The following is a 1,097-nucleotide window of genomic DNA, read 5'->3' on the forward strand; positions in this document are numbered from 1 at the left end:
CATTACAGGAATGCTCCTTTCAGAGTCAGCTAAAGAAATATCCAAATCAATTGGTTTATGATAAGATAATATCCAATTAAATTGGATATGTCAAGAAAAAAAATAAGCCCTTCATGGGCTAACAGCAATCGGGTTCAGAAGCATAGGCAGATGGTGAATTGTAAGTCGGATCAATAGCGGTTCCTTCCACAGCGAAAAAGACAGCAAAAGTGATAACAAGCCAAATGATCAACCACTTTTTAAAAATCATTTTCGTCCTCCAATTCCAAGAGATTTCTTTGAAGCGATTCTAAATAGTTGAAGAACTGTCCGCGATCAGACTGGTAACATTGGGTAAGCTTGAGGATGATTTTCAATTGTTTGTGTTTGTTTCCTTGATGTTGGGCTATTTCAAGCGCTTTTTTAAGTGAAGGGATAGCTTCATTGGATCTACCAACAGTGATATACCACTGGGCTAAACCTATCAGAGCATCAAGATAGCGTGAGTCCTCTTTTTCCTTTCCGATCTTGACTGCTTGAGAAAATGAATACTTCGCCTGTTCCAATTCGCCGCTTTTTAGTTGCAGATAGCCTAATGAAGTATATGCAGATACGAATAGCGATTTGGTTTGAACATGATCAAATAGGGAGAGCGCCTCTTCATATTCTATTTTGGCATCATCAAGCTTTCCGAGCTTCTTATAGATGTCTCCCAACAATGTACGCAATTCAATGACGCGTTCAGGCAAAAAATTTTCCGAAGCTATGAAAAGACCATGAGTTGCTATTTCCAACGCTTTCCGCGGAGACTTCTTAAACATCACCTTGGCATAAAGCTCGTAGCTATTGGCCCGGTTTTTCGCTTTGATTAGCTTGTGACTGTTTGTAATTACTTCTTCAATGATCGTTTCGCCTTCTTCCAACCTGTCCAATTTTTCAAGGTAAGAAACCTTGTTCATTAAAAAAACGTAGTATTGTTCTTGCCTTTCACCCTCCCGATCAAACAAATCGATGGCCTGTTCAATCAGTTCCAGGGCGGAAGTTAATTCATTCCTTACATAGGCGACATTAGCCAAGATGTTATAGGATAGAGGAACCCTTAATGAACCCCAAAAGTC

General features: G+C 39.6%; 1 protein-coding gene. It reads right to left on the bottom strand.

What is annotated here, in order from left to right; genetic code table 11:
* Positions 1 to 239: 239 nt before the first annotated feature.
* On the bottom strand, positions 240 to 1,097 hold an 858-nt coding region (locus JG50_RS0117705), incomplete at its 5' end, for a tetratricopeptide repeat protein (RefSeq protein WP_152568648.1).

Origin of the sequence: Thermoactinomyces daqus (assembly GCF_000763315.1) — a bacterium.
Classification (GTDB): domain Bacteria; phylum Bacillota; class Bacilli; order Thermoactinomycetales; family Thermoactinomycetaceae; genus Thermoactinomyces_A; species Thermoactinomyces_A daqus.